Annotated in this window: 22 protein-coding genes; 10 read left to right on the top strand and 12 right to left on the bottom strand. The window is 71.4% G+C overall.

Translation table 11 applies throughout. The annotated features are described in order from the left end of the window. Nucleotides 1-93 precede the first annotated feature (93 nt). The 5 genes from OG352_RS21465 to OG352_RS21445 all read left to right on the top strand — a co-directional run bounded on the left by OG352_RS21465 (nucleotide 94) and on the right by OG352_RS21445 (nucleotide 3,953). Nucleotides 94-1,071: an ABC transporter ATP-binding protein gene (locus OG352_RS21465; protein ID WP_329223910.1), complete on the top strand. Its 978-nt coding sequence runs from the start codon at nucleotides 94-96 to the stop codon at nucleotides 1,069-1,071. Continuing rightward, nucleotides 1,061-1,966: an ABC transporter permease gene (locus OG352_RS21460; protein WP_329218998.1), complete on the top strand. Its 906-nt coding sequence runs from the start codon at nucleotides 1,061-1,063 to the stop codon at nucleotides 1,964-1,966. The genes OG352_RS21465 and OG352_RS21460 overlap by 11 nt, the downstream gene beginning before the upstream one ends. Then, complete coding sequence (locus tag OG352_RS21455) at nucleotides 1,963-2,874, top strand: ABC transporter ATP-binding protein (RefSeq protein ID WP_329218997.1); 912 nt, start codon at nucleotides 1,963-1,965, stop codon at nucleotides 2,872-2,874. Before OG352_RS21460 ends, OG352_RS21455 begins: the two co-directional genes overlap by 4 nt. A 10-nt stretch (nucleotides 2,875-2,884) precedes the next feature. Further along, entirely contained in the window at nucleotides 2,885-3,604 is a 720-nt protein-coding gene (locus OG352_RS21450; RefSeq protein WP_329218995.1) for an ABC transporter permease, read from the top strand. 106 nt (nucleotides 3,605-3,710) lie between these two features. Further along, nucleotides 3,711-3,953, top strand: coding sequence for an SGM_3592 family protein (locus OG352_RS21445; protein WP_329218994.1), 243 nt, complete (start codon nucleotides 3,711-3,713; stop codon nucleotides 3,951-3,953). 466 nt (nucleotides 3,954-4,419) lie between these two features. Here OG352_RS21445 and OG352_RS21440 read toward each other — a convergent pair whose 3' ends face one another. From OG352_RS21440 to OG352_RS21400, 9 genes are all read right to left on the bottom strand, one after another. After that, entirely contained in the window at nucleotides 4,420-5,223 is an 804-nt protein-coding gene (locus tag OG352_RS21440; RefSeq protein WP_329218993.1) for an HAD family hydrolase, read from the bottom strand. Next, complete coding sequence (gene serS / locus OG352_RS21435; protein ID WP_329218992.1) at nucleotides 5,220-6,497, bottom strand: serine--tRNA ligase; 1,278 nt, start codon at nucleotides 6,495-6,497, stop codon at nucleotides 5,220-5,222. The genes OG352_RS21440 and serS overlap by 4 nt, the downstream gene beginning before the upstream one ends. Before the next feature lie 551 nt (nucleotides 6,498-7,048). Next, complete coding sequence (gene pheA, locus OG352_RS21430; RefSeq protein WP_329218990.1) at nucleotides 7,049-7,981, bottom strand: prephenate dehydratase; 933 nt, start codon at nucleotides 7,979-7,981, stop codon at nucleotides 7,049-7,051. A 146-nt stretch (nucleotides 7,982-8,127) separates the two neighbouring features. After that, nucleotides 8,128-9,432: an iron uptake transporter deferrochelatase/peroxidase subunit gene (gene efeB, locus OG352_RS21425; RefSeq protein ID WP_329218989.1), complete on the bottom strand. Its 1,305-nt coding sequence runs from the start codon at nucleotides 9,430-9,432 to the stop codon at nucleotides 8,128-8,130. 8 nt (nucleotides 9,433-9,440) lie between these two features. Continuing rightward, a complete protein-coding gene (locus tag OG352_RS21420; RefSeq protein WP_329218988.1) occupies nucleotides 9,441-11,588 on the bottom strand; it encodes a copper resistance CopC/CopD family protein in 2,148 nt (715 codons plus the stop codon). Between the two features lie 13 nt (nucleotides 11,589-11,601). Continuing rightward, nucleotides 11,602-12,090 (bottom strand): copper chaperone PCu(A)C, encoded by a 489-nt coding sequence (locus tag OG352_RS21415; protein WP_329218987.1) that lies wholly within the window; start codon nucleotides 12,088-12,090, stop codon nucleotides 11,602-11,604. Then, a complete protein-coding gene (locus OG352_RS21410; RefSeq protein WP_329218985.1) occupies nucleotides 12,087-12,740 on the bottom strand; it encodes an SCO family protein in 654 nt (217 codons plus the stop codon). The genes OG352_RS21415 and OG352_RS21410 overlap by 4 nt, the downstream gene beginning before the upstream one ends. Nucleotides 12,741-12,897: 157 nt before the next feature. Next, nucleotides 12,898-13,656: a YcnI family copper-binding membrane protein gene (locus OG352_RS21405; protein WP_329218984.1), complete on the bottom strand. Its 759-nt coding sequence runs from the start codon at nucleotides 13,654-13,656 to the stop codon at nucleotides 12,898-12,900. A gap of 163 nt (nucleotides 13,657-13,819) precedes the next feature. Continuing rightward, nucleotides 13,820-14,746 carry a hypothetical protein gene (locus OG352_RS21400; RefSeq protein ID WP_329218983.1) on the bottom strand — a complete coding sequence of 309 codons (927 nt, stop codon included), beginning with the start codon at nucleotides 14,744-14,746 and terminating at the stop codon, nucleotides 13,820-13,822. A gap of 262 nt (nucleotides 14,747-15,008) precedes the next feature. Here OG352_RS21400 and OG352_RS21395 point away from each other — a divergent pair, with 262 nt between their 5' ends. The 3 genes from OG352_RS21395 to OG352_RS21385 all read left to right on the top strand — a co-directional run bounded on the left by OG352_RS21395 (nucleotide 15,009) and on the right by OG352_RS21385 (nucleotide 17,348). Beyond that, the gene (locus OG352_RS21395; protein ID WP_329218982.1) at nucleotides 15,009-15,464 is read left to right on the top strand and encodes an ATP-binding protein; all 456 of its coding nucleotides are present in this window, start codon (nucleotides 15,009-15,011) and stop codon (nucleotides 15,462-15,464) included. 98 nt (nucleotides 15,465-15,562) lie between these two features. After that, nucleotides 15,563-16,504: an intradiol ring-cleavage dioxygenase gene (locus OG352_RS21390; protein WP_329218981.1), complete on the top strand. Its 942-nt coding sequence runs from the start codon at nucleotides 15,563-15,565 to the stop codon at nucleotides 16,502-16,504. A gap of 10 nt (nucleotides 16,505-16,514) precedes the next feature. Next, nucleotides 16,515-17,348, top strand: a complete 834-nt coding sequence (locus tag OG352_RS21385) for a triphosphoribosyl-dephospho-CoA synthase (RefSeq protein WP_329218980.1) — start codon at nucleotides 16,515-16,517, stop codon at nucleotides 17,346-17,348. Nucleotides 17,349-17,523: 175 nt separating this feature from the next. On the opposite strand, the gene OG352_RS21380 is transcribed toward OG352_RS21385, so the two are convergent. After that, nucleotides 17,524-19,017, bottom strand: a complete 1,494-nt coding sequence (locus OG352_RS21380) for an aminopeptidase P family protein (RefSeq protein ID WP_329218979.1) — start codon at nucleotides 19,015-19,017, stop codon at nucleotides 17,524-17,526. 94 nt (nucleotides 19,018-19,111) lie between these two features. Beyond that, a complete protein-coding gene (locus tag OG352_RS21375; protein ID WP_329223909.1) occupies nucleotides 19,112-20,683 on the bottom strand; it encodes a PP2C family protein-serine/threonine phosphatase in 1,572 nt (523 codons plus the stop codon). A gap of 528 nt (nucleotides 20,684-21,211) precedes the next feature. Here OG352_RS21375 and OG352_RS21370 point away from each other — a divergent pair. Further along, on the top strand, nucleotides 21,212-21,877 hold the full coding sequence (locus tag OG352_RS21370) for a bifunctional DNA primase/polymerase (protein ID WP_329218978.1): 666 nt from the start codon (nucleotides 21,212-21,214) through the stop codon (nucleotides 21,875-21,877). A gap of 56 nt (nucleotides 21,878-21,933) precedes the next feature. Further along, the gene (locus OG352_RS21365; protein ID WP_329218976.1) at nucleotides 21,934-22,593 is read left to right on the top strand and encodes a hypothetical protein; all 660 of its coding nucleotides are present in this window, start codon (nucleotides 21,934-21,936) and stop codon (nucleotides 22,591-22,593) included. Between the two features lie 277 nt (nucleotides 22,594-22,870). Here the strand turns inward: OG352_RS21365 and OG352_RS21360 are convergent, their stop codons facing one another. Then, complete coding sequence (locus tag OG352_RS21360; protein WP_329218975.1) at nucleotides 22,871-23,836, bottom strand: DUF5926 family protein; 966 nt, start codon at nucleotides 23,834-23,836, stop codon at nucleotides 22,871-22,873. Nucleotides 23,837-23,908 lie beyond the last annotated feature (72 nt).

The raw sequence follows: 23,908 nt of genomic DNA, 5'->3' as shown, positions 1-23,908 counted from the left end.
CCTATGGACCCGTACATCTGAGGTCTGACGCGAAAACGGCTCTGAGGTCTGACGATTTCCATGGCGTGCGTCACTACATTCGTTGCTGTGACTGTGATCGCGACCGAAAGCCTGAGCAAGCGGTACCCCCGGGTGACCGCGCTCGACCGGCTGTCCATGGACATCGGACCCGGTGTGACCGGACTCGTCGGTGCCAACGGCGCCGGCAAGTCCACGCTCATCAAGATCCTGCTGGGTCTCTCGCCCGCCACGGAGGGCCGAGCCGAGGTGCTCGGCCTCGACGTGGCCACCAAGGGAGCCGCCATCCGGGAGCGGGTCGGCTACATGCCGGAGCACGACTGCCTGCCGCCCGACGTCTCGGCCACCGAGTTCGTCGTGCACATGGCCCGCATGTCCGGCCTGCCGCCCACCGCCGCGCGTGAGCGCACCGCGGACACCCTGCGCCATGTCGGACTGTACGAGGAGCGCTACCGCCCCATAGGCGGCTACTCCACCGGCATGAAGCAGCGTGTGAAGCTCGCCCAGGCCCTCGTCCACGACCCGCAACTGGTCTTCCTGGACGAGCCGACCAACGGCCTCGACCCGGTCGGGCGGGACGAGATGCTGGGCCTGATCCGCCGCATCCACACCGACTTCGGCATCTCGGTCCTGGTCACCTCCCACCTGCTGGGCGAACTGGAGCGCACCTGCGACCACGTCGTGGTCGTCGACGGCGGCAAGCTCCTGCGCTCCAGCTCCACCACCGACTTCACCCAGACCACGACCACCCTCGCGATCGAGGTCACCGACACCGACGACCACCCGGACGGCACCCGCGCGGTCCGCGAGGCGCTCCACGCGCGCGGGGTGGACGTCCTGGACGGCAACATCGGCCTGCCGGGCGCCGGCCACGTCCTGCTGCTGACCGCACAGGGCGAGGACACCTACGACGTCGTCCGGGACGTGGTCGCCGACCTCGGCCTCGGCCTGGTGCGCATGGAACAGCGCAGGCACCACATCTCCGAGGTCTTCACGGACGGCGACGCCATCAACGACCAGCAGCGGAAGGAGGCCGTCGGCCATGGCAGTTGAGCACCCGGTCGCCCCCTCGGGCGACCAGACCCGCATCCACAACATCGGCTACCGCAGCTACGACGGCCCCCGCCTGGGCCGCGCCTACGCCCGCCGGTCCCTCTACTCGCAGTCCCTGCGCGGCGCCTACGGCTTCGGCCGCTCGGTGAAGTCCAAGGTGCTGCCGATGCTGCTCTTCGTGGTGATGTGCGTGCCCGCGGCCATCATGGTCGCCGTCGCGGTCGCCACGAAGGCCAAGGAACTGCCCGTCGACTACACGCGCTACGCGATCATCCTGCAGGCCGTCATCAGCCTGTACGTCGCCTCGCAGGCGCCCCAGTCCGTCTCGCGCGACCTGCGCTTCAAGACCGTGCCGCTGTACTTCTCGCGGCCCATCGAGACCGCGGACTACGTGCGCGCGAAGTTCGCCGCCCTGGCCTCGGCGATCTTCGTCCTCACCGCGGCCCCGCTGCTGGTGCTGTACGTGGGCGCGCTGCTGGCCAAGCTCGACTTCGCCGACCAGACCAAGGGATTCGGTCAAGGACTCGTCTCCGTGGCACTGCTCTCGCTCCTCTTCGCCGGCATCGGCCTGGTCATCGCCTCGGCGACCCCGCGGCGCGGCTTCGGCATCGCCGCCGTCATCGCCGTCCTGACCATCTCCTACGGCGCCGTCTCCACGCTCCAGGCCATCGCCGACGCGCAGAGCAGCACCGGCTCCATCCCCTGGATCGGCCTGTTCTCGCCGGTCACGCTCATCGACGGGGTGCAGTCGGCCTTCCTGGGCGCGGCCTCCGCCTTCCCGGGCGGAGTCGGCCCGACCGACGGAGAGGGCGTGGTCTACGTCCTCGTCGTCCTCGGCCTGATCGCCGCGAGCTATGGCCTCCTGATCCGCCGCTACCAGAAGGTGGGCCTGTGACCACGCTCAGCATCGACCACGTCTCCCGCTGGTTCGGCAACGTGGTCGCCGTCAACGACATCACCATGACCGTCGGCCCCGGCGTCACCGGCCTGCTCGGCCCCAACGGCGCCGGAAAGTCCACCCTCATCAACATGATGGGCGGCTTCCTGGCCCCTTCCACCGGCACGGTCACCCTCGACGGGCAGCCGGTCTGGCGCAACGAGGAGATCTACCGGCACATCGGCATCGTCCCCGAGCGCGAGGCGATGTACGACTTCCTCACCGGCCGCGAATTCGTCGTCGCCAACGCCGAGTTGCACGGACTCGGCACGAAGGCCGCCCAGAAGGCGCTGGCCACGGTCGAGATGGAGTACGCGCAGGACCGCAAGATCTCCACGTACTCCAAGGGCATGCGCCAGCGCGTGAAGATGGCTTCGGCGCTGGTCCACGAGCCCTCGCTGCTCCTGCTCGACGAGCCCTTCAACGGCATGGACCCGCGCCAGCGCATGCAGCTCATGGACCTGCTGCGACGCATGGGCGACGAGGGCCGCACGGTGCTGTTCTCGTCGCACATCCTCGAAGAGGTCGAGCAGCTCGCCCGGCACATCGAGGTCGTCGTCGCGGGCCGGCACGCGGCGAGCGGCGACTTCCGCAAGATCCGCCGTCTGATGACCGACCGCCCGCACCGCTACCTGGTGCGTTCCAGCGACGACCGGGCACTCGCGGCCGCGCTGATCGCCGACCCGTCGACGGCCGGCATCGAAGTCGACGTCGCCGAGGGCGCGTTGCGCGTCCAGGCCGTCGACTTCGGCCGCTTCACGGCCCTGCTGCCGAGGGTCGCCCGCGACCACGGCATCCGGCTGCTCACGGTCTCGCCGTCCGACGAGTCCCTCGAGTCCGTCTTCTCGTATCTCGTCGCGGCGTAGGAGGCCCAAGATGTACGACCCCACAGTCGCCCGGCTCACCTACCGGGCCCTGCTCGGCCGTCGCCGGGCCCTCATCCTCAGCGCTCTGCCCCTGCTGCTGATCGCGATCTCCGTGGTCGTGCGCGGCCTCGCCGGAGCCGACGACCAGACCGCGTCCGACCTGCTCGGCGGGCTCGCGCTGGCCACGATGGTGCCGATCATCGGCGTCATCGCCGGCACGGGCGCGATCGGCCCGGAGATCGACGACGGCTCCGTGGTGTACCTGCTGTCCAAGCCGCTGAAGCGGCCGACGATCATCTTCACCAAGCTCATCGTGGCGATCGCGGTGACGATGGTGTTCTCGGCGCTGCCCACGCTCATCGCCGGATTCATCCTCAACGGCAACGGCCAGCAGATCGCCGTCGCCTACACGGTGGCCGCGCTGGTCTCCTCCATCGCCTACGCGGCCGTCTTCCTGCTGCTGGGCACGGTGTCGCGGCACGCGGTGGTCTTCGGCCTCGTCTACGCCCTCGTCTGGGAGGCCCTGTTCGGGTCCCTGGTGCCGGGTGCGCGCACGCTCAGCGTCCAGCAGTGGTCGCTGGCCGTCGCCCACAAGGTGGCCGGCGGGGACCTCGTCACCTCGGACGTCGGACTGACGACGGCGACGGTGCTGCTGGTCGTGGTGACCGTGCTGGCCACCTGGTACGCGGGACAGAAGCTGCGGACGCTGAAGCTGGCGGGCGAGGAGTGACGAGCCAGGAGTGACGGGTCCTGCCGGGTGGGGCGTTCGGTCTTGACGGCGGCTTCACCCGGTCCCGGCACACTGATGCGGAGCGGATACGGCCAGGAGGACGGGGATGGCGGACGACAATCCGGTGAGCGGCGGTCGCGGGCGGTCCGAGAGCGAGGTCTGGGACGACCTCGTCCTGGACGAGGACTTCATACGGGCCGCCGAGACGTCCGAGCCGTCCGCCCGGGCCCGGATGCTGGCAGCGCGCTGGCGCGCGGAGAAGCCCGAGCCGCAGCCGTGGCGTTCCGACGATCCGCCCGCGGGCTGGTTCTTCAGCAAGGCGCGTCGACGCTGGTGGCGCCGCCGGTAGTCACCGCTCGGGCCCGCTCGTCGTACGGCTCGTACGGCCGGTTTATTCGTTGGCGTCCAACTCGCCTGCCGGGCACAGTGGTTGTACCCCCAGCGCCGGAAGAAATCCGGCGCCACCGACCGGGAGAGGAGCGGGACGATGCCCATGCACGGGCAGTACGTCCAGCTCCCTTCAGGGCAGCCGGGGGCGGGCTCCGGAGTAGTTACTCCTCCGTCGACCCGCCCCACACAGGGGAGCTGCCCGGGGCGGCCGCTTCGAGCACGCGAAGTCGCTCTCGCGTGGGCCGCCCACCCGGAGGATTGGCCGGGCCGATGGGACTGGGCCGGGTAGGTGTGTGGGTGGGTGCGGGTGCATCGTGGCTGGTCGCGCAGTTCCCCGCGCCCCTGATCGCCTCCGGCGATCGGGGACCGTCGGCACCCGCCCCAGCCGGCACCCGCCCCCCAGCATGCGCCCGTCCCAGCAGGCGCTAGCTCAGAAGCCGTTCTACTGTCACCGCGACGCCGTCGGCCTCGTTCGAGGACGTCAGTTCGTTTGCTACGGCCTTCAGTTGGGGGTGGGCGTTGGCCATGGCTACGCTGTGGGCGGACCAGGCGAACATGGGGATGTCGTTGGGCATGTCGCCGAAGGCGATCGTGTCGGCGGGCTTCAGGCCCAGGCGGCGGGCGGCCAGGGAGAGGCCCGTGGCCTTGGAGAGGCCGAGGGGGAGTAGCTCCACGATGCCCTCGCCGGCCATCGCGACACCGACGAAGCCGCCCGCGGCCTCCTGGGCCGCCTCGGCCAGCGCGTCGTCCGACAGCGTCGGATGCTGTATGTAGATCTTGTTCAGCGGGGCGGACCAGAGGTCGGACGCGTCCGTGAACGGTGTCGCCGGAAGGGTGCCGGTGACCGCGTAACCGGGGCCGACCAGCACGTCTCCGTCCAGGCCGTCACGGCTCGCCGCCAGGTACAGCGGGCCGACCTCCGCCTCGATCTTGGCCAGCGCCAGGCCGGCCAGTTGCCGGTCCAGGGTCACCGACGTCAGCAGGCGGTGCTCGCCGGCGTCGTAGACCTGGGCGCCCTGGCCGCAGACCGCGAGGCCCCGGTAGCCGAGGTCCTCGAGGATGTACTTGGTCCAGGGGACCGAGCGACCCGTGACCACGATGTGCGCGGCGCCCGCCGCGGTGGCCGCGGCGAGGGCGTCACGGGTGCGCCGCGAGACCGACCCGTCGGAGCGCAGCAGCGTCCCGTCGAGGTCGGTCGCGATCAGGCGGTAGGGGAAGCCGGCGGTCACCTGGCCACCGGCTCCAGGACCTCCCGGCCGCCGAGGTACGGGCGCAGCACCTCGGGCACGTACACGGAACCGTCGGCCTGCTGGTGGTTCTCCAGGATGGCGACGATCGTGCGCGGGACGGCGCACAGCGTGCCGTTCAGCGTGGCCAGCGGGCGGACCTGCTTGCCCTCGCGGACGCGGATCGACAGGCGGCGGGACTGGTACTCGGTGCAGTCCGAGGTCGAGGTCAGCTCGCGGTACTTGCCCTGGGTGGGGATCCACGCCTCGCAGTCGTACTTGCGGGCGGCCGAGGAGCCGAGGTCACCGGAGGCGACGTCGATCACGCGGAACGGCAGCTCCAGGGAGGTCAGCCACTGCTTCTCCCACGCCAGCAGGCGCTGGTGCTCGGCCTGGGAGTCCTCGGGCGTGACGTACGAGAACATCTCGACCTTGTCGAACTGGTGGACGCGGAAGATGCCCTTGGTGTCCTTGCCGTGCGAGCCGGCCTCGCGGCGGAAGCAGGGCGAGAAGCCCGCGTAGCGCAGCGGGAGCTTGTCCGCGTCGATGATCTCGTCCATGTGGTACGCGGCGAGGGGGACCTCGGAGGTGCCGACGAGGTAGAGGTCGTCCTTGTCGAGGTGGTAGACGTCCTGGGCGGCCTGGCCGAGGAAGCCGGTGCCCGCCATGGACTGCGGGCGGACCAGGGCCGGGGTGAGCATCGGCGTGAAGCCGGCGGCCGTGGCCTGCGCGATCGCCGCGTTGACGAGGGCCAGCTCCAGCAGGGCGCCGACGCCGGTGAGGAAGTAGAAGCGGGAGCCGGAGACCTTCGCGCCGCGCTCGACGTCGATCGCGCCGAGGATCTGGCCGAGCTCCAGGTGGTCCTTGGGCTCGAAGCCCTCGGCGCCGAAGTCGCGGATCTCGCCGTGCGTCTCGAGGGTGACGAAGTCCTCCTCGCCGCCCACGGGCACGTCGGGGTGCACGAGGTTGCCGAGCTTCTGCAGGAGTTCCTGGGTCTCGGTGTCGGCGGCGTCGCGCTCGGCGTCGGCCACCTTGACGTCGGCGGCGAGCTGGCTCGCCTGCTTCAGCAGCTCGGCCTTCTCGTCCGCGGAGGCCTTGGGGATGAGCTTGCCGAGCGACTTCTGCTCGGCGCGCAGCTCGTCGAAGCGGACGCCGGACGACCTGCGCCGCTCGTCGGCGGACAGGAGAGCGTCGACGAGCGCGACGTCCTCTCCACGGGCGCGCTGGGACGCGCGCACACGGTCGGGGTCCTCACGGAGCAGGCGAAGGTCAATCACGCGGCCAAGGCTACCCGTGCGGGGTTGCGGCTCACGACTCACCATTCCGATCGCCATTCCGAATGGCGGGCCGGGGTTCCGATTCATGGCTTACGTTCCGCTATGGGGTAATTGCCGTGCGTGTCAATGAAAAGCGTCTCACTCCCTGGGACGGGGCATGTGGCGGGCGTCTCGTTGACTCGATTTCCTTGTGCGGGAGGGGACTTGAAGGTGGCGTTGTCCACAGGCGTCCACGCGCTCGGAATAGTTATCCACAGGGTGTGCGAAAGATCTGTGGACACGGGAATTGATCATTCGGAGGCTCGATTGCCTGCCATGAATTCCTTGCCCGAACCCGGCCCGCGACCACTTTCGGGTGGAAATAGGTCGCCCTAAGGGATTGATCGAAGGAAACAGGTGGACGAAGGGTGACGCGCGGGTTGCGAGTCGCCCCGAGAGGGTCCAGGCCGATTTGTCGACCGAACGGTGCTTTGTTGTCGACTTGTCCCCAGGTCGAGAAGCCGCCCTGTGGATAACTTCTGTGGATAACGAAGATATGCAGGTAGGACCGGCTAGAAGCGGCCGTCCTGGCAGCGCGCCACCCAGTCCGACGCCGCCATGAACTCCCCGTCCGAGGTCCCGGGCAGCGGAGCCGGCAGGTCCGCCGGGCTCACCTCCGCACGCGGATACGAGCCCAGGAAGCGCACCTCGCTGCAGATCCGCTTCAGCCCCATGAGCGCCTCGGCCATCCGGCGGTCCGAGATATGCCCCTCGGCGTCGACGCAGAAGCAGTAGTTGCCGATGCCGGCGCCCGTCGGCCGGGACTGCAGCAGCATCAGGTTGACGCCCCGGGTGGCGAACTCGCCCAGCAGGTCGCGCAGGCCGCCGGGATGGTCGTCGCGCGGCCACAGCACGACGGATGTCTTGTCCGCGCCGGTCGGCGCCGCGGGCCGGGCGGGCCGGCCCACCAGCACGAACCGGGTCTGCGCGTTCTCGGCGTCGTGGATCCCGGTCTCCAGGGCCGTGAGGCCATAGCGGGCGGCCGCGAACTCGCCAGCGAACGCGGCGTCGTAACGGCCTTCCTGGACCAGGCGGGCGGCGTCCGCGTTCGAGGCGGCCGACTCCCAGAGGGCGTCCGGGAGGTTCGCCTTCAGCCAGTTGCGCACCTGCGGCTGCGCGGCCGGATGCGCGGACACCGTCTTGATGTCCGTCATCTTCGTGCCGGGCCGGACCAGCAGCGCGAAGGTGATCGACAGCAGCACCTCGCGGTAGATCGTCAGCGGCGCGCCCGCGACCAGCTCGTCCAGGGTCGTGGTGATCCCGCCCTCGACGGAGTTCTCGATGGGCACGAACGCGGCCTCGGCCTCGCCGGTGCGCACCGCGTCGAGCGCGGACTGCACCGACACGTACGGGATCAGCTGCCGGGTGGCCGCCTCCGGAAGCGTGCGCAGGGCGACCTCCGTGAAGGTGCCCTCGGGGCCGAGATAGGCATAGCTGGCTGGCATGACCTCACCCTAATGGCCCTTGCCGAGCCGGGGCCGACGTATCTGTATGACAGCCCCTCGCAGGAATGAATCCGCGCGACGGGGCGTAACCTCGCGCTTCACCTCACCCGTCACTTCACCCTCCACCCGTCACCCCAGCCGTCATCTCACGCTTCCAGCAGTCGCTGGCCCACGTACTCCCCCTCGGCCGCGCCGCCCGGCACCGCGAACAGGCCGCTCGACTCGTGGCGGATGTACTTCGACAGGGCGTCGCCGCGGTCCAGCTTTCGCTGCACGGTGACGAAGCCGCGCAGCGGGTCCGCCTGCCAGCAGACGAAGAGCAGGCCCGCGTCCGGCGTGCCGTCCGCGTCGATGCCGTCGTGGTAGGAGAAGGGCCGCCGCAGCATGGCCGCGCCGCCGTTCTCGTCGGGGCGGGTGATGCGGGCGTGCGCGTTGATCGGGACGACCAGATCGCCGTTCGCGTCGGTCTTCTCCAGGTCCATCGCAGTCGTCTCGCCGCCGCCCGACAGCGGCGCCCCGTCGGACTTCTTACGCCCGATGACCTGCTCCTGCGCCGTGAGCGACAGCTTCTCCCAGTCGTCGAGGAGCATGCGGATACGGCGTACGACGGCGTAGGAGCCGTTCGCCATCCACGCCGGGTCCTTGGTGCCGGCCGCCGGGACGAAGAGGCGTTCGTCGAAGTCGGACTCGGCCGGCTTGGGATTGCGGGTGCCGTCCAACTGGCCCATCAGGTTGCGGGCCGTCATGGGGTGGGCGGTCGCGCCCGGCGTCCGGTTGAAGCCGTTCATCTGCCAGCGGACCTTCGCCGCGCTGCCCGCGTCCTTCTGGATCGCGCGCAGGGCGTGGAAGGCCACCAGAGCGTCGTTCGCGCCGATCTGCACCCACAGGTCGCCGTTGCTGCGGGCCTTGTCGAGGTGGTCGGAGGAGAAGTCGGGGAGCGGGTCCAGCGCGACCGGGAGCTGCTTCTCCAGACCGGTGCGGGCGAAGAAGCTGTTGCCGAAGCCGAAGGTGACCGTCAGCGAGGAGGGGCCGGCGTCCCGCGCCACGTCTGTGTCGCCGTCCTTCGCGGCCTCGCCCGCCATCAGCCGCCGGGCCGTCTCCGACCAGCGGCGCAGCAGCGCGGCGGCCTCCTTGCGGCCCGCGCCGGCCGCGAGGTCGAAGGCGATCAGGTGACCGCGCGCCTGGAGGCCCTGGGTGATGCCGGGCTGGTGTTTCACGTGAAACATCACCTCCTCGGCCCCGATCGAGGACAGTGGCGTCGCCTGCGAGGGTGCGGCCGCATAGCCCACGGCGCCGCCGGCCGCGCCGAGCACGAGCCCGGTGGTGCCGGCGGTGCCGAGCAGCCGGCGCCGCGTCAGGCCCTTGGGGGAGGGGGTCTCCGAGGAGGTTCCCGAGGGGGCGCCCTCGTCGTCCACGGGGGTGCGGGTCTGCGGAATGGACTGGTCGGGCATGGTGCGGTTCAGCCGATCTGCGCGTTCTTGGAGACGGTCACCTGGTCGATGTCGGAGGTCCGCACGGTCACGGCGATCTTCCATTCGCCGGCCAGGGGGATCTGCACTCCGGTCGCCGCCCAGTGGCCGGTGGTGATGCGGTCGGGGCTGACGGGCAGCGGCCCGATGCCCTTGGCTTCGAGGGTGAAGGCGACCTTGACCTCGGGTACGTCGAAGGCGCGGCCGTTGGGCCGGGTCACGTAGACGTGCATCTCGTTGGCACCGGCGCGCGCGGGGTCGAGGTCGACGCTGACCACGCCCTTGCCGTCGGTGCCGCCGGTGTCGAACGACATGTCCAGCGTCAGGGCGCCCGAGGTGGAGTCCGCCGAGGAGGACGAAGAAGAGGACGCGGAGGACTTGTTGGCCTTGGCGGCGTCCTGCTCCGTACGGCCGGGTTCGGTCGACGTCAGGACGGTGGTGACGGCGAGCAGCACGACCGCGACGCCTGCCTCGGCGAGCACCGAGCGGCGCAGGCCGAAGCGGGCAGGGTCGGAGTCCCGCAGCCGCTTCTGCCGGGTGGCGTCGACGGCGGCCTGCTGCCGGGCGAGCTGCGCGGCCCGCTTCGTGCCCTCGGAGCCGGACTTCATGCCCTCGGAGGAGCCGGAGTCGGCGGCGCTGGAGCCGCTCTGCGTGTCGCCGGAGGCTGCCGCGACGGAGTCGCCGGTCCCGGTCGCCGCCGCTGCCGTGACGCGCTCCTTCTCGGGCGCGGACTCGGACACCGCCTCGGACACCGCCTCAGACCCTGGCTCGGACGCCGTCTCGGACGCGCTCCCAGACACTGTCTCGGGTGCGGGGCCCTCGGATGCGGAGGTCAGCGCCGCCGTCCTGGCGGTCGTATCCGCCAGTTGGGCCGTCCAGCGTCGGGAGATCCACGCGATGCCGACGAGCAGCGCCACGAGGCCGATCTTGATGAGCAGCAGTTGTCCGTAGCGGGTGTCGGTGAAGGCGGACCAGGAGCCGAGCTGACGCCAGGACTGGTAGACCCCGGTGGCGATCACGGCGAGGACGCTGCCGAAGGCGACCTGGGAGAAGCGGCGGACGGCCGAGCCCTCGACGGCCCGGTCGGCGGGCGCCCGGTACAGCGCGACGAGGAGCGCGGTGAGCCCGCCGAGCCAGGTCGCGACCGCCAGCAGGTGCAGTACGTCGACGGGCATCGCGATGCCGGGCTGCAGGCCGGTCGAGGCGTGCTCGGCCATGGCCCAGCTCGCCGCGAGCCCGGCGGCGACGACGGTGCCGCCGATGGCGAGCCCGAAGGTCAGGTCCCGCTTCTCCTCGGCTTCCCTTGAATCAAGGGGGCGGCGCGTAGCGCCGTCGTTCAGGGTGGTGGTGGGAGACGGGCGGGCGTAAGCGCCGAAGAGCACGGCGATGAACAGCGCGGCCGCGGCGAGCAGCAGCAGCCGGGAGACCATGGCCGCGCCGGTCTTGGTCTGGAGGACCTGCCCGAGGAGGTCGAGGTCGAAGACGTCGCCGACCTTGCCCGAGCTGGTGTAGGAGCCGCGCAGGAGCAGCAGGAACAGGGTGGCCGCGGTCATCGCGAGCCAGCCGGAGACGACGAGCCGCTGTACCGCCCGCACCCCGGAGCCGCGCTGCCAGCAGGCCAGTACGAAGGCGGCCCCGCCGACCATCACCATGAACCCGGCGTACGACACGTACCGCCCGAAGCCGTAGAGCCAGCCGACGACTCCGCCGCCGGCCTCCTGGTCGGACACCGAGACGCTGGTCTTGGAGGGGGAGCCGATGGAGAAGGTGTAGGCGCCGGCGACGGGGTGGCTGTCGGCGGACACCACCTGGTAGGTCACCGTGTACGTGCCGTCGGGCAGCCCCGAATGCAACTGCACCGCGTACGACGTGCCGCTCGTGCCCGCGGGCTTGCCGCTGTCGACGCGGGTGCCCTTGGGGTCGAGGACGCGCAGCGAGTCGTCGTTCAGCGAGACGGTCTCGGAGAAGGTCAGCGTCACCTGGGTGGGTGCCTTGTCGACCACCACCCCCTGCGTGGGGTCGCTGCCGGTCAGCGCGGCGTGCGCGGAGGCGGGTCCGGCGCCGGCGAGAAGCGCGCCGGTGACCGCCAGGAACAGCAGCACGAGCGTTCGGACGCGGGGGGCGATGGTCTGCGTCAAGGTGGTCCCTCCCTCAGTGGCCGGTCTTCGGGTTGTACGTGGCGGACTCCACCGGAATCTCGACCTTGACGGGGTCGGATGCGGCGAAGTGCAGTTCGACGGTCACCGTCTCGCCCTGCACCGGCTTGCTCTTCAGCTTCTCGAACATCAGATGGTTCTCGCCGCTCTTGAACACGAGTTGACCGTGTGCGGGCACATCGAGGGCCGTGACCTCCTCCATCGACGACCCGACGGTCTCGTGGAGGGTGACGCTGCCCGCCGCGGTACTGGTGACGGAGGTCAGCTCGTCCTTCGCAGCGCCCTTGTTGACGATGGTGAGGAAACCGGCGGCCATGGTGTCGGAGACGGGCTGCGGTATGTAGGCGGACTCGACGGACAGTTCCGCCGTGCCGTCGGACGTGCCGTCGGAGCCCGAACCACAGCCGGCCAGGAGCAGGGAGCCGGCGATCGCGGCGCTGGTCACGGCGGTGGTACGGGCTGTGGTCCCCAGCGGGTGCCTCACGGGTTCTCGCCCTTGATGATCTTGGGGAGGTCCTTGGTGTAGTCGTCGACCGTGGCCTCCTCGCCGTACAGGAGGTATCCCCCGTTCGTCTTCGGGGAGAAGGCGACGACCTGGGTGCCGTGGGTGGAGACGATCTTGCCGTTCTTGTCCTTGTGCGGCGCCTCGACGGAGATGCCGACGGTGCGGGCGGCGGCCTGGATGGTGGCGAACTTCCCCGACAGGCCGACGACCTGGGGGTCGATGCCCTTGAGCCACTTGCCGAGCGCGACCGGGGTGTCACGGTCCGGGTCGGTGGTGACGAACACGATGCGCAGCTCGTCCTGCTCGGCCTTGGGCAACTGCTTCTTGGCGACGGCGATGTTGCTCATCGTCAGCGGGCAGACGTCCGGGCAGTTGGTGTAGCCGAAGTAGATCAGCGTGGGGTGGCCGGCGGTCTCCTTGCGGAGGTCGTACGGCTTGCCCTGGGTGTCGGTGAGGACCAGGTCGGGCTTGGTGAAGGGCTGGTCGAGCACGGTCGCGGCCTGCTGCGAGGTGTCTGCGGAGACGACGGCGACGGGGCTGCCGCTGTCACTGCCCCCGCTGCCGCAGGCGGAGAGGGTGAGGGTGGCGGCGGCGAGCAGCGCGGCCACGGCGAACGTCTTCTTGCGCATAGAGAAATGTCCCAGATGTATGAAATCCGGCGCGCACCGGGGTCCTATGGCCCGGGGTCCTACGGCCCGGAGGGACCCGTGGACCCCGAGGTGCGAAGGGAACCGTACGGGTCGGGCCCCGGTGCGCGCGGCGGTCGAGCAGGTACAGAGTGCGGGATCAGGCGTCGGTCGTCGTCCGACGGCGGCCGGCGAGCACGCCGTACGCCACACCGGCGGCGCCGACGGCGATGCCGACCACGCCGAGGACCCGGGCGGTGGTGTCGCTGCTACCGGAGTCGGAGGCGGCCTCGGTCGTCGTGGCGGTGGCCTTGGCGTCGTCGGACTTGTCGGAGGCTTCCTCGGCGCTCGTGCCGTGGTGGCCGTCCTCGGAGGCGGCGGCCAGGGTCAGCACCGGGGCCGGGTTCTCCGGCTCCTCCGCGCCGTCCTCCTGGACCTCGATCCAGCGCACGACCTCCTTGTTGGAGTACGTCTGGATCGCCTTGAAGACGAGTTCGTCGGCATCCTCGGGCAGCGCGCCGACGGAGACCGGGAACTTCTGGAAGTAGCCGGTCTCGATGCCCTTGCCGGTGGCGGTCCAGGTGATCTTGGAGACGGCCTCGGAGATCTGCTTGCCGTGCATCGTGATGGGCTTGGCGAGCTTCGCCTTGGTGACGTCGATCTTCCAGCCGTTGATCGGCTCCGGCATCGCGGAGGCCAGCGGGTGGTCGGTCGGGAAGGCGACCTCGAGCTTGGTGGTCGAGGCGTCGTCCCGCTCGTTGGGGACCTTGAAGTCGACGACCGCGTAGCCGCCCTTGGCGGCGCTGCCCTCGGCGGCGACGCTGACGTGCGCGAGGGCGGGCGAGGACAGGACGAGGACGGCGCAACCGGCGACGGCGGCGGTGGCGGCGACGCGGGAGGCGATACGAGAGGTCTTCATAACGGCGAGCACTCCACTCTCAGTGATTCAGCGAATCGGTGAGCCAGCGATGCAGTGAGTTCTGCGGGTGAGGAGAGGCGTGTGCACCGTGTGGGGTGCGCACGCGCGCGTGCCGCACGACGGCGGCAGCTCCCCGGTGTGGTGGAGTGCTGGTCGTGTCGCGTCAGGCAGCGAGGACGAGAACGGATACGGCCGGTGGGCCTCGTCTGATCACCGAGTGCTGAAGTGCGGTGGTGCGGGGCGGAGCGGGTGCGTGCAGAGCGGGGTGCGGGACGCGCGGTCCCGCACCGGGCGCGGCGGGCAGCCCCGCGAGCAGGGCACGCACCAGCGCGAGCGCCCCGCGCAGGGACCGTACGAGCGCCCCCTCGGCGACGCCGTGCGCCGACAGGGCGAGCAGCCGCAGCAGGGCCGTGTCGCCGCGCCGCAGCAGCCATCCGGCGGTGAGGGCGGCGAGGACGTGACCGAGCAGCATGGGCAGGGACGGCAGCAGGGACATCGACGAACCGGCGGAGGACAGGGCGTCCGCCGGATGGTGCGAGCCGAACCCGCCCATCCCGCTCATGGCGTTCATACCGCCCATACCGCTCATGTCCGTGCCGACGCCGCTGTCGGCGCCGCCGCCGGTGCCCTGGGGGTAGAGCCGCGCCTCGACGAGCATCTTCTGGGCCTGGGCGGGGCTGATCACCGCCGCCGACGCCCCGCACACCAGCCGCGCCGCCCGTTCGACGAGCGTGACGTCGGAGACGGATGCGGAGACGGATGCGGAGGCAGTGGCAGAGGCCGACGTGGTGGACGCGGCGGAGACGGCGGCCGAGGCGGTGTGCTGGCCGAGTCCGAACAGCGTGTGCAGCACGGTCTGTCCGAGCGCGAGGAGCGCCGCGATGCCCGGCAGGGAGCGCGCGCGTCCGGCGAGCGGCACCACGACCGCGAGGGCGCCCAGGAATCCCGCGGCCAGCGTCCACAGCGGGACCGTGGCGCAGGAGGCCATGGTGTGCCCGGCGGCGGCCAGCACGACGCAGACCGCGGCGAACATCGTGGCCCGCAGCAGCCGTAGATCGCGTCCGGAGCGCTCACCCTGGGGGGCAGTCATGGCGGGCTCATCATCGCACTGGCCTTACCGCGTCCATACGGCAGGTCCACAAGGTTCCCTGTGATGCGGAAGATCACCTTCTGTGTCCGACGGTTAGGCCTGGTAGGACTGGTACGAACTGGTGCTCCTGGGTCCCACATACACCGATTCCGAGCCCGCGTGCATCCCCCATATGGGCGGCATCACGCGGAGTTCGTGCTTACGCACGGCCATGGGCGGCAATACGTATCGGTATGTCGAGCCGCGGCCAGGAGGCTGGAGCATGAGCATCTGGTGGTCACTCCATCTCCGGCGCGAAGCCGCGAGCGTTCCGCTCGCCCGGCGCCTGCTGCTCGGCACCATGGAGACGGCGGGCGTCGATCCCGACGTCAGTTACGACCTCTCCGTCGCCCTGAGCGAGGCCTGCGCCAACGCCGTGGAGCATGGCGGGGACACCGCGCACGGCGGCTGTTCGGAGGCGTACCGCGTCACCGCGTACCTCGACGGCGAGAAGTGCCGCATCGAGGTCGCCGACTCGGGCCCGGGGTTCACGGGTGAACGCCCCGCCCCCGCCCCGGTCCGCACGGGCACCGACGCCGAGCACGGCCGCGGCCTCTACCTCATCCAGGAACTCGCCGACCACGTCCACATCGGCAACAGGCCGGGGTTCAGCGGCGCGGTGGTGAGCTTCGACAAGATGCTCAAGTGGCAGAAGGACGCGCCGCTGATGGCCGTCTGAGGGTCTGTAAGAGCGCCTGAGGGCGCCTCCCGGCACTCACAGGTTCCTCTCAGCGTTCCCCCATGCAGCGCACTGGTGGCGTTCCTACCTTCATGCTCATGACGGGAAATCACCAGGACACCAGCATCACCCGGCGGCGCGCCCTCGTGGTGACCGGCGGCACGGTCGCGGCCGGCGGACTCGCCGTCGCCGGCTACCAGTCGGCCTTCGCCGACACGGGCACTGCCACGGACGCCGAGGCGAGCGCGGCGACGTCCGCCGCCTCCGTCAGTTCGACCAGCAGCGAGTGCATGACGCTGATGACGAGCGTCACGGAAGGGCCGTACTACCTCGATGGTGCCTTGGTGCGCAAGGACATCACCGAGGGCAAGAGCGGTGTGCCGCTGACCCTGCGTCTGACCGTCGTCGACGCCACCGACGGCTGTACGCCGGTCTCCGGTGCCGCCGTCGAGATCTGGCACTGCGACGCCTGGGGCTACTACTCCGGCTACACCACGGCCAACCCCGGCGGTTCGGCCCCGGCGGAGAGCGAGGACGGCTCCACCGCCAACGACGGCACCTATCTGCGCGGTTACCAGATCGCCAACGCCAACGGGGTCGTCAAGTTCGAGACGATCTTCCCCGGCTGGTACACGCCGCGCACCTGCCACATCCACCTCAAGGTGCACACCGGCGGCCAGAAGGAGGACGGCACCTACGAGGGCGGCAAGGTCAACTACACGGGCCAGTTGTTCTTCGCCGACGACGTCGCCGAGGAGATCTTCACGCTGGATCCCTATTCCCAGCACTCCGGCAGCTACACCACCCTCGACAACGACATGGTGTACGACGGCGGCGGCACGTCCAGCGGGCTGCTGACGCTGAAGGCCGTGCACAAGGCCGACCCGTCCAAGGGCTACAAGGGGTCCATCACCCTGGGCGTAGACCCCGACGCCGAGAGCACCGGCGCGGGCAGCGGCGGTGGCGGTGGCGGCACGCCTCCGAGCGGTGCGCCGAGCGGTGCGCCCAGCGGCGCCCCGTCGGCCTCCGCGTCCTCGTAGGGTCGCGGTCATGACAAGCCGTGTGGACGAGGAGCTCGCGCAGGCCGCGGTGGCCGCGCTGACCGGTCAACTGGCCCTGGCTCCCAAGCCGGGCCTGCCCGACCCCCGTGACCTGGCCGCCCGCGTCACCCGCAGGGACCACTGCGGGCTGCGCTGGTCGGCCAAGGCGCTCGCGCCCGGCCTCGCGGCGATGGCCGCGGCCGCCCGCCGCACCGGCGAACCCACGCCCCGGCTCCGCGCGGAACTGGGCGCGATCGGGAGGTGCACCGAGCACTCGGTGGGCCTCGCCGGCGGCGGGCACCGGGGCGCGCTGTGGACGCTCGGCCTGCTCGTCGCGGCGGCCGCCCTCGAACCCCGCGCGCGGGGCGTCGACGTCGCCGCGACCGCCAAGCGGATCGCCGCACACCCCGACCGGGCCGCCCCACGGCGGCCCTCGCGGGGCGCGACGGTCTCGGCCAAGTACGGCGCGGCCGGCGCCCGCGGCGAGGCCCGCGCCGGATTCCCGCACGTACGGCGGGCCCTGGGCGCGCTGGGCGCGGCCCGCTCGGCCGGCGCGGACGAGCCCGACGCCCGGCTCGACGCCCTGCTCACCGTGATGTCCACCCTCCAGGACACCGAACTCCTGCACACCGCCGGCCCCCTGGGCCTGCGCCACGTCCAGGCCGGCGCCCGCACCGTCCTGGAGGCGGGCGGCACGGCGACCCCGGCGGGCCGCAAGGCCCTCTCCGACCTCGACACCGACCTCCACGCGCGCGCGTGGAGCCCCCGCGGCAGCGCGGGCCTCCTGGCAGGCGCCCTGTTCGTGGACGCCCTACCGACCACCACACCGACCAGAGCCGCCTGACGCGGACGGTGTCCATCGAGGCGATACGGCGAGCACGACTCGGACGACCGTCCGGCGAACGGCGGTCATCGCACGCGGTCGCGGCACGCCCGGGACGGGCGCCGGTCCAGCCCGACCGGCGCCCGTCAACTCACCGATGCCGCCCGCCCGGTCGCCTCGGCCCGCCGTCAGCTCGTCAGCTCTTCAGTGAAGCCATCCAGGACTCCACCTCGTCGGAGCGGCGCGGCAGCCCGTCCGACAGGTTCCGGTTGCCGTCCTCCGTGACGAGGATGTCGTCCTCGATGCGGACGCCGATCCCCCGGTACTCCTCCGGCACCGTCAGGTCGTCGGCCTGGAAGTACAGCCCGGGCTCGACGGTCAGCACCATGCCCGGCTCCAGCGTGCCGTCGACGTACGACTCCACGCGCGCGGCGGCGCAGTCGTGGACGTCCATGCCGAGCATGTGACCGGTGCCGTGCAGCGTCCAGCGGCGCTGCAGGCCGAGCTCCAGAACGCGCTCGACCGGACCCTCGACGAGGCCCCACTCGACGATCCGCTCGGCCAGCACGCGCTGCGCGGCGTCATGGAAGTCGCGGTACTTGCCGCCCGGCGTGACGGCCGCGATACCGGCCTCCTGGGCGTCGTACACGGCGTCGTAGATCTTCTTCTGGATCTCGGTGAAGCGGCCGTCGACCGGCAGCGTGCGCGTGACGTCGGCGGTGTAGTACGTGTGCGTCTCGACGCCCGCGTCGAGCAGCAGCAGGTCGCCGGAGCGGACCGGGCCGTCGTTGCGCACCCAGTGCAGCGTGCAGGCGTGCGGGCCGGCGGCGGCGATGGTGCCGTAGCCGACGTCGTTGCCCTCCACCCGCGCGCGGAGGAAGAACGTGCCCTCGATGTAGCGCTCGGAGGTGGCCTGCGCCTTGTCGAGCACGCGGACGACGTCCTCGAAGCCGCGGACCGTGGAGTCGACGGCCTTCTGCAGCTCGCCGATCTCGAACTCGTCCTTGACGAGGCGGGCCTCGGAGAGGAAGACGCGCAGCTCGTCGTCGCGTTCGGCGGTGACCTTGTCGGTCAGGGCCGCCTCGATGCCCGCGTCGTAGCCGCGCACGACCCGCACCGAACCGGTGGCCTCGCGCAGCCTGTCCGCCAGCTCGCGGACGTCGGAGGCCGGGATGCCGTGCAGTTGCTCCGCCTCGGCGAGCGAGTGCCGGCGGCCGACCCACAGCTCGCCCTGCCCGGACAGCCAGAACTCGCCGTTCTCGCGGTCGGAGCGCGGCAGCAGGTAGATCGTCGCCCGGTGGCCGTCCGCGACGGGCTCCAGGACGAGCACGCCGTCCTCGGTCTGGTTGCCGGTGAGGTACGCGTACTCGACCGACGCCCGGAAGGGGTACTCCGTGTCGTTCGAGCGGGTCTTCAGGTTGCCCGCGGGGATCACCAGACGCTCGCCCGGGAAGCGCGCGGAGAGCGCGGCGCGGCGGGCGGCGGTCTCGGCGGCCTGGGCGATCGGCCGCAGGTCGTGCAGCTCCGTGTCGGCCCAGCCGGACTTCATGCTCTCGGCCAGCTCGTCGGAGACGCCCGGGTACAGGCCGTTCTTCCGCTTCTTGATGGGCTCTTCAGACTCAGTCTCCGGGCCCGCTGCGGTAGCAGCATCATCCGGCACAGCCGGGGTGAGCTCGTCGGCCACGGTCATCCTCCTAGATACGGCACTGGACCCCATCCATCGTACGGTCGTACGTAAGGGGGTCCAGGGGCGAATGACCTGTTACGGCCGCTGCCGTCGCCGCTCACTCGAAGCGGGCCGCCAGCAGCACCACGTCCTCGTCGCTGTCCTGCTCGGCCAGCCCGTCCGGCAGCACCGTGCGCAGCACGTGGTCGGCGATCGCGCCGGGGTCCTGCCGCAGCGGCTTCGGCACCCCGGCGGCCGCCGCGTGCAGCCGCGCGAAGGCGCGGTCGACGGTGTCGCCGGTGCGGTGCAGCAGGCCGTCGGTGTAGAGCAGAACCGTCTCGCCGGGCTCGGCCTCCAGCTCCACGCTCGGCGCCTCCCAGCAGGCCAGCATGCCCAGCGGCGCGGACACGGAGGTCTCGACGAACTCCGTGCGCCGCTCGCCGACCAGCAGCGGCGGGCAGTGCCCGGCACCGGCCAGGGTGATCTTGCGCAGGGCGGGTTCGCAGTAGGCGAACAGGGCCGTCGCGGAGCGGGCGGGCTCGGTGAGGCGCAGCAGCAGCTCCAGGTCGGACAGGACGGCGACCGGGTCCTCGCCCTCCATGACGGCGTACGCCCGCAGGGAGGCGCGCAGCCGGCCCATCGCGGCGACGGCGCTCGGCCCGGACCCGGTGACGGACCCGACGGCGAGGCCCAGCGCGGCGTCCGGCAGCGGCAGCGCGTCGTACCAGTCGCCGCCCCCGCGCGGGCCGGTGCGGTGCCGGGCGGCGAGCTGGACGCCGGGCACGCGCGGCAGCCGGGAGGGCAGCAGCTCCTCGGCCATCGTCTTCATGCACGCGCGCGTGCGCTCGATCTCCAGGAGCCTGGCCAGGTGCTCGGCGGCGTACCGGACGTACAGGCCGACCAGGTGGCGCTGGCGCTCGCCCGGCTCGGCGGGCTCGTCGTAGAGCCACACGGCGGCGCCCAGACGGCCCGACGCGCCGTCCGTCTCCAGGGGGAGCGCGTAGCTGGCGGCGTAGCCGAGGCGGGCGGCCACCTCGCGGTGACGGGGGTCGAGGCCGTCCTCGGCCAGCAGGTCGGGCTCGGCGATCTCCCCCTCGCCGCCGGGCAGCCCGTCGAGGATCCGGCCGAAGGCCAGGGCGCTGCGCGGGACGGTCTCGATGTGGCCGAGGTCGGCGCGGCCGAGGCCCAGGCCGATGGTGGTGTCCGGCCCGAGCCGGTCGGCGGGTTCGAGGACGACGAGACCGCGCCGGGCGCCCACCAGGGCGGCTCCGGCCCGCAACAGCTCCGTCAGGGCGTCCGTCAGCGCGTCCGTGCGGGCGAGGCGTTCGGTGAGTTCGTGGAGGGTCGTGAGGTCCGAGACCCAGCCGGCGAGCCGGTCCGTCAGAAGGGCTCCCGGCACGGCGGCCCCGGAGGCGCCGGCCGAACCGGAGGTACCGGAAGAATCGGAGGGGCCTGGTGAGGCCGCGGGGACCGTCGGGGTGCCCGGGGTGGCGGGCGCGGGCGCGACAGTGTGTGCGGGCGAGGGAACCGTTGAATCGATTCCAGCCACTTTCGGAGGGTGAGGGGCGTTCATGGCGTCCGGCTCTCGGACCGGAGCGTATTGCTCAAAAGCATCGCAAACCCCCATGTCATTCTGCGCCGCTAGCGGTGTCTCCACATGTACACGCACTCGTGAGGGGATGTCCAGCATTGTCCTGCTGGGATTACTGGTGTCCGTGGGGTCTTCGGGGGAATCGCGCACGCTTCTTCCGGCTCCCTTGCGAAATTGCAAAGTTGGCTTAAAACTGCCTCGGGTAACGGTTGATTGCGGTCGACTGGCCTTGCTCCACGGAGCGTCACAGCGGTCGTGATGGGTACGTACTCGGTAAGGGCCAGGGGTCGTTGGGAGCTCAGCGGAGCATCCCGGAACCTGGTGACCGGCCCGGGCGTCATAGTCATCGACGACCGTGCCCCATCCTCCCGTGGCGGAGGCGGAGAGAAATACGCGCGACGTCAAACGCCAGACTTCGCCACCCCACGCCACGCCCAAAGCATGTGTGAGATGGACGCAAGTCGGACGGAGTGACCGCGGAAGCAGTCACCGCTCGACCCTGAGGGGTTCCCCTGGTCTCTGACAGGGGTGTGATGCGCCAAAAGGTACGCACAGTGAAGTGATCGACACATGGTGTGATGTGGCCCACGGTGTTGCCAGCGGTGCAACGGAAAGGAACGAGCGCTCATGCGCGAGATCCTCGGAAAGCGACGCAGGCTCCTGTCCCGGCGCGGCGACGGACGGGCCGAGTTGATGGACTCGGCCCTGACCTTCGCGACGGAATGGCAGTGGCCCGTCCTCCCGGGTGTGATGGCCGACCAGCGGAGCACGTCCCGCTGCAGCTGCCCCGACCCGGAGTGCACGGTCCCCGGTGCTCACCCCTTCGACCCCGGCCTCCTCGCGGCCACCACCGACGGGCGCATGGTGCGCTGGTGGTGGAGCAACCGGCCGGCCGCGCCGATCGTCCTGGCCACCGGGGGCCCGGCCCCCTGCGCGGTCAGCCTCCCCGCCCTCGCGGCCTCGCGCGCGCTCGTGGCGCTCGACCGTCAGGGCATGCGCCTCGGCCCGGTCGTGGCCTCGCCCACCCGCTGGTTCCTCCTCGTCCGGCCGTACACGATGGAGCAGTTGGGTGAGCTGCTCTACGCCAAGGACTTCGTGCCCGGCTCCCTGCGCTTCCACGGCGAGGGCGGCTACATCACGCTGCCCCCGTCCGAGACCGGCCGCGGCGACATCTGGTGGGAGCGCGCACCGCTGCCCGGCTCGGCCTCGCCCTGGGTGCCCGACGTCGAGGCCGTGGTGGACGCCGTCGTCGACGCCCTCACTCGTACGGGTGTGAGCGCCCCCGAGTTGTAGGGGTGTCGGGTGCGCGCCGGGCAGGACGCCCGGGTTCGCCCTCTATCTTCCGCTACATGAACCTTCGTCTCCTCGCCCTCGGTGGCGCCGTGGCAGGCGCGATCGCACTGCCTCTGGCCATGGCGTCCGCGGGGCCGGCCGGCGACGAAGGGCGCGCGGCGACCCGAGCGGCCGCCGGTCCACGCGCTTCCTCGCATGCTTCCCCCTACACCGACGCGCGCTCCGACGACGCGGCCGCGCCACGCTCCGACGATGCGGCCGCGCCAGGCGGCGATGTCGCGGCCGACGCGCGCGCCGACGGCGGTACGGATCCCAAGGCGCCCCCCGTCGCCCCCTCACGTTCCCCGCTGCTGCTCGGCCTGGGTCTGGCCACCGCCGCCCGCTGCGGCCCCGAGCTCACCTCCCCCGACGGCGTGGAGGCGCAGACCTGCGTGCTGTCCCAGGGTGAGGACACCTGGGCGCGCACCTACTACCGCAACGCCACCGGACGCGCCCTGGACGCCTTCCTGAGCCTCATGGGGCCCGCGGGGCGCACGGTGCGGACGAGCTGCGTGGTGGGCGCCGAGGACGAGCCGGAATCCTGCGAGACGCCCCATGAGCGGACCCGGGGTCAGCTGGCGGCGTACACGGCGGTCGCGGAGTTTGCCCGAGCGACCGACGACGGGCCGCTGCTGCTGCGCTCAGGGAGCAACTCCCGGGCGGACACGGGCAGTTGACGTGCCCTGGCATCGTGTAAACGGAGCCGCGCACAGAGAGGCCCGGTTGCTGGCGACGGGGGATGCACCAGCAACCGGGCTACTCGAACGGTAACAAGAGATCGGCGCTACGCAAATTCGATCTCCTGTTTCCATCGGCTTTCCGGACACCGGCGAATCGACGCTTCTGGCGTCGACTCGCCTTGCGCGGGCGGCAGTTGTGAGCGGAGTCACGCAGGCCGCCGGCGCCCGGGATACTGACCGGTCGGTCAGTGCGGCCGGGTCCGGTCCCTGTGCGTCAGCTCAGCGTGACCTGTCGGTTGGTCAGGCCGCCACGCGCGCGCCGCTCGTCGGCCGTGAGCGCTTCGCCCGAGGCCAGGGCGGTGGCGAGGCGCTCGGCGAACTCGGCTGCCGGCTTCTCCACGTCGTCCGCGGTGAGCGCGCTCGGCAGGTCCCAGACGGGCACCGTCAGACCGTGCGCCCGGAAGGAACCCACCAGGCGCGTGCCCTCGCCGAGGCTCGAACCGCCCGCCGCGTGCAGCCGCGCGAGGGCGTCCAGAAGCTGCTCCTCCGGGTACGGCATGACCCAGCGCAGGTGGTTCTTGTCCGGCGTCTCACACCAGTACGCGGCGTCCACACCGGTCAGCTTCACGGTCGGGATCGCGGCGGCGTTGGCCCGCTCCAGGGAGGCGGCCACCTCCGGCGCGGCGTTCTGCGGGTCCGGCACCCAGAACTCGAAACCGCTGTGGACGACTGGCTCGAACGCGCCTTCGGGGTCGAGCAGATCCTGCATCCGAGGACCGTCGGCCGGGGCGCGGCGGGCCTGCACCGGGGTGCCGGGGTCCGCCTCCAGGGCCCGCCGCAGGGTGTCCGCCAGGTCGCGGCTGATGTCGCCGGACGGCGTGTCGTTCTGCAGGCCGAGCAGCACCGAGCCGTCGTCGCGGCGCAGGGCGGGCCAGGCCATCGGCAGCACCGTGGCGAGCGTGACCGACGGGACGCCCTCGGGCAGACCCGCCTTCAGGGCCAGCTCGACCGTGGCGGCCGGCACCAGTTCGCGCAGCGCCACCCAGTCGCCCTCGCCCGGCAGGCCCTCGAAGGGGCGCTGCACCAGCTCGGTCGCGGCATGCGAGGCGGCCCGGCCGTGACAGGCCTTGTAGCGGCGGCCGCTGCCGCACGGGCAGGGCTCCCGCGCGCCGACGACCGGGACCTCGCCATCGGTGAGCTGCGGCCGTCCGGCCTTCGTCTGGGGTCGCTTCTTGGCCATCTGGCTGTCTCCCGGGTACGGCTCGTCTGGTACGGGCGGGAGCCTAGCCGCTCGCACGCTCCGTCACCGGAA

The sequence above is a fragment of the Streptomyces sp. NBC_01485 genome (assembly GCF_036227125.1).
Classification (GTDB): domain Bacteria; phylum Actinomycetota; class Actinomycetes; order Streptomycetales; family Streptomycetaceae; genus Streptomyces.
Note: the sequence above shows the minus strand (reverse complement) of the source record. Positions and strands in the feature narration are given on the sequence as shown.

Excerpts from the sequence above, each read along its gene's own strand:
- OG352_RS21460 (WP_329218998.1), top strand. The coding sequence starts at position 1,061 with ATGGCAGTTGAGCACCCGGTCGCCCCCTCGGGCGACCAGACCCGCATC.
- OG352_RS21450 (WP_329218995.1), top strand. The coding sequence starts at position 2,885 with ATGTACGACCCCACAGTCGCCCGGCTCACCTACCGGGCCCTGCTCGGC.
- OG352_RS21445 (WP_329218994.1), top strand. The coding sequence starts at position 3,711 with ATGGCGGACGACAATCCGGTGAGCGGCGGTCGCGGGCGGTCCGAGAGC.
- pheA (WP_329218990.1), bottom strand. The coding sequence starts at position 7,981 with ATGCCAGCCAGCTATGCCTATCTCGGCCCCGAGGGCACCTTCACGGAG.
- efeB (WP_329218989.1), bottom strand. The coding sequence starts at position 9,432 with ATGCCCGACCAGTCCATTCCGCAGACCCGCACCCCCGTGGACGACGAG.
- OG352_RS21410 (WP_329218985.1), bottom strand. The coding sequence starts at position 12,740 with ATGCGCAAGAAGACGTTCGCCGTGGCCGCGCTGCTCGCCGCCGCCACC.
- OG352_RS21405 (WP_329218984.1), bottom strand. The coding sequence starts at position 13,656 with ATGAAGACCTCTCGTATCGCCTCCCGCGTCGCCGCCACCGCCGCCGTC.
- OG352_RS21400 (WP_329218983.1), bottom strand. The coding sequence starts at position 14,746 with ATGACTGCCCCCCAGGGTGAGCGCTCCGGACGCGATCTACGGCTGCTG.
- OG352_RS21395 (WP_329218982.1), top strand. The coding sequence starts at position 15,009 with ATGAGCATCTGGTGGTCACTCCATCTCCGGCGCGAAGCCGCGAGCGTT.
- OG352_RS21390 (WP_329218981.1), top strand. The coding sequence starts at position 15,563 with ATGACGGGAAATCACCAGGACACCAGCATCACCCGGCGGCGCGCCCTC.
- OG352_RS21385 (WP_329218980.1), top strand. The coding sequence starts at position 16,515 with ATGACAAGCCGTGTGGACGAGGAGCTCGCGCAGGCCGCGGTGGCCGCG.
- OG352_RS21380 (WP_329218979.1), bottom strand. The coding sequence starts at position 19,017 with ATGACCGTGGCCGACGAGCTCACCCCGGCTGTGCCGGATGATGCTGCT.
- OG352_RS21375 (WP_329223909.1), bottom strand. The coding sequence starts at position 20,683 with ATGCTGGACATCCCCTCACGAGTGCGTGTACATGTGGAGACACCGCTA.
- OG352_RS21370 (WP_329218978.1), top strand. The coding sequence starts at position 21,212 with ATGCGCGAGATCCTCGGAAAGCGACGCAGGCTCCTGTCCCGGCGCGGC.
- OG352_RS21365 (WP_329218976.1), top strand. The coding sequence starts at position 21,934 with ATGAACCTTCGTCTCCTCGCCCTCGGTGGCGCCGTGGCAGGCGCGATC.
- OG352_RS21360 (WP_329218975.1), bottom strand. The coding sequence starts at position 23,836 with ATGGCCAAGAAGCGACCCCAGACGAAGGCCGGACGGCCGCAGCTCACC.